A 3,044-nucleotide genomic window follows, 5' to 3' on the forward strand; every position below is an offset into this window, starting at 1 on the left:
AGCAGGACGAGCACGAGCACGGAGATGAGCACGGTGGATTCCCCGCCGACGGCCGAAGAGCTTCAGGTCGAGAGCGAGGCCCTGCGCCGGGAGCTGGCGGCAGCGCGCAAGGAGATGCACAAGCTCGCCACCGAACGTGACATTCTCCGCAAGGCGACGAAGTTTTTCGCACAAGAGATGACCTGGTGATCAACCGCTTCCAGTTCATCGAGGACCACCACCGCGCCTGGGGCGTGAAGCGGTTGTGTCACGTGCTGGAGGTCGCGCGCTCCAGTTTCTACAAGTGGCGGGCGGGCCGCGAGGCCCGTGCCACACGCGAGCGGGCCGACGCCGCTCTCGCCGAGCGGATCAGGGCCGTGCACACCGAGTGGGACGGAACCTACGGCCGCCCGAGGATCACCGCCGAGCTGCGCGAGGACGGTGAGCACGTGAACCACAAACGTGTCGGGCGGGTGATGCGGAAGTTCGGTATCGCCGGGCTGCGGCTGCGCAAGCGCCAGGTCACCACGGTGCCCGAACCGTCCGCCACGCCGGTGCCGGATCTGTTGGATCGTGACTTCACCGCGAGTGCGCCGAACACGAAGTACGTCGGGTCGGGTAGCCGGAGGGAACTTCCCCCTCCGGCTCCCACAGAACCGTGCGTAACAGTCTCCCGTTACACGGCTCTTGTCACCCTGAGCACCAGAAGTGACGGGCAAACCGCCAGTGGTAGAACATCCCTGGGTATCGCTGTGTGATTCCCTGGAAGCACTCCTTGGCCTTCTTGAAGCCCGCGAGCCGCTTGTACTTTCGGCGGATCCAGCGCACCAGATAGGCGTTGATGCGCCGCAGGAGGGGCTCCAGCGCGGAGCGGTAGTACGCCCCGTAATACTGGATCCAGCCCCGCACGATCGGGTTGATGAACCGTGCGAGTTGAGCGAAGGTATGGCGGGTGCGCCGATGAATACGCCAGCTGCGTACCTCGGCACTCATTCTCTTCAAGGCATCCTTGCTGACCGCCGGCAGAAAGCACCGGAAGGTCACCCCGTGCCTGCTGCGGGCCGCGCGGGCTCGGAACGTGAACCCCAGGAACGTGAACGACGTCTGCGCGTATGCACCCCGCCGGTTCGCGTCCTTGCAGTAGACGATCCGGGTCTTGGCCGGGTGCAGACGCAGCCCGACCTCCTCCATACGGTTCCCGATCGCCTCGACCAGTCTCCTGGCCTGACGCTCGCTGACGCAGTGCACGACCGCGTCATCCACATACCGCTCGAACGGGATGTCGGGGAACTCCCGAGCCATCCACATGTCGAACGCGTAGTGCAGGAACAGATTCGCCAACACAGGCGAGACCGCCGAACCTTGAGGGGTTCCGCGGTCCCGCCTCTGCAAGGTACCGTCGGGCAATTGGAGCGGTGCCCGGAGCCACCGTTCCACATACAACTTCACCCAAACGGCGTCGGCATGAGCCTCCACCGCCTTGACGATGAGGCTCCAGGGGACGCTGTCGAAGAACTTCTGGATGTCCAGATCGACCACCCAGTCCCTCTTCCACGTCCTCTCCCGGCATTTCTCCACCGCGTCCAGGGCAGACCGTCCAGGCCGATACCCGAAAGAATCGGAGTGGAATACCGGTTCCACATTCCGTTCCAGTCGGGCGGCGACCACGGTTTGCGCAATCCTGTCCGCGACCGTGGGAACACCAAGAATCCTGACGCCGCCGTGCGACTTCGGAATCTCTACCGCTCGCACCGGAGGCGGAAAGTAACTGCCCGAAGACATTCGATTCCAGACCTTGTAGAGGTTTCCCCTCAGATCCTTCTCGAACTCCTCAATCGTGCAGCCATCCACCCCCGGCGCACCCTTGTTCGCCCTAACCTTCTCCCATGCCTCCCATACTTCCCACTTCGAGATAGCGAACGACTTCTCTGACGCTTTCAGCGCATCCATGCGACTCCTCCCAGGGAACGCCTGGTTGATCGAACGAACACAGCCACGGATGACCCGGTCCCTTCGCTCCACCTCCATTACAGAGGCTTCAGCACTACTACGGACCGGTCCGCCAGCGAGCCCCGTATCGGTACTCAGCCCCTCACGGTTTCCGCCGTTTCGGGGCGCTCCCTGCGGTCGCCCGTACGGGCAACAGCACGAGGCTCGCCTTCCCACGTTCCACGCGAAAGCAGCAGACCAGGCTCGCGTCGCCTCCATGCCGGGCACCATCTGGACAGTAAATCGGGTTTCCGCCAGACTTGTCCTGGAGCCATATCTACACCCCCAGTTTCGATGCCGTCTGAGTATGTTTTCGACACGTCATCAGCGATTCGCTTGCGCTCGCCTTCCTGATCCCCACCTGACGCCTCACGGACGCCTTTTCCACATCGCTCACCACGACGGTCTTCAGCCAACGCAGCATGTGGCGGTTTGAAGCCTCCCCCCCCGCAGGGCGGCTCCGAAGGGCCTACCTTCATCTTTCACGCAGCACCGCATTCCAAAGGGCACCTACCTGAACATCAATTACCCCTCTTCCTGCGTTCGTGGCACACCGACATCACCTACCTGCCGGTGGGCGACGGCGAGTTTCTGTACCTGGCGACGGTGATCGACTGCTTCTCACGCCGTCTGGTGGGCTGGTCGATCGCCGATCACATGCGCACCTCGCTGGTCACCGACGCGCTCCGGGCGGCCGCCCGGGTCCGCGGCAGCCTGGCCGGCGCCGTCTTCCACAGTGATCACGGAGCGCAGTACACGTCTCGCGAATTCGCTGTCGCCTGTGCCGAGTTGGGTGTCACACAGTCCATGGGCGCGGTCGGCGCGAGCGCGGGCAACGCACTCGCCGAGTCGTTCAACGCGGCCCTCAAACGCGAGACACTGCGAGGCGCCCGCCGCTTCGACGGGGCCCGCGCCTGCCGCCTGGCCGTCTTCCGCTGGACCACCCGCTACAACACCCGCCGACGACACTCGGCAAACGGACAGCAGGCCCCGATCGCCTACGAACAGCAATCAGCTACCCTGACATTCGCCGCATAACGACACGAACAGGTGTCCACCTTCACGGGACAAGGCCC

The 3,044-nt window shown here is 64.0% G+C and carries 3 protein-coding genes and 1 pseudogene; 3 read left to right on the forward strand and 1 reads right to left on the reverse strand.

Features of this window, described 5'->3' with window-relative positions; genetic code table 11:
* Positions 1–189 (forward strand): hypothetical protein (locus B9S58_RS40325; RefSeq protein WP_374935713.1); only part of this gene is annotated, 189 nt, incomplete at its 5' end.
* A complete protein-coding gene (locus tag B9S58_RS27520) occupies positions 186–737 on the forward strand; it encodes an IS3 family transposase (protein ID WP_181009482.1) in 552 nt (183 codons plus the stop codon). The genes B9S58_RS40325 and B9S58_RS27520, both read left to right, overlap by 4 nt.
* Here the strand turns inward: B9S58_RS27520 and ltrA are convergent.
* Positions 670–1,929 carry a group II intron reverse transcriptase/maturase gene (gene ltrA / locus B9S58_RS27525; protein WP_103534726.1) on the reverse strand — a complete coding sequence of 420 codons (1,260 nt, stop codon included), beginning with the start codon at positions 1,927–1,929 and terminating at the stop codon, positions 670–672. The two genes, B9S58_RS27520 and ltrA, sit on opposite strands and share 68 nt — an antisense overlap.
* A gap of 594 nt (positions 1,930–2,523) precedes the next feature.
* Here ltrA and B9S58_RS27530 point away from each other — a divergent pair.
* Positions 2,524–3,006 (forward strand): annotated as a pseudogene (locus tag B9S58_RS27530) (IS3 family transposase); the annotation flags it as partial.
* Positions 3,007–3,044: the final 38 nt, after the last annotated feature.

It is taken from the genome of Streptomyces sp. SM11 (assembly GCF_002910905.1).
Lineage (GTDB): Bacteria > Actinomycetota > Actinomycetes > Streptomycetales > Streptomycetaceae > Streptomyces.

Excerpts from the sequence above, each read along its gene's own strand:
- ltrA (WP_103534726.1), bottom strand. The coding sequence starts at position 1,929 with ATGGATGCGCTGAAAGCGTCAGAGAAGTCGTTCGCTATCTCGAAGTGG.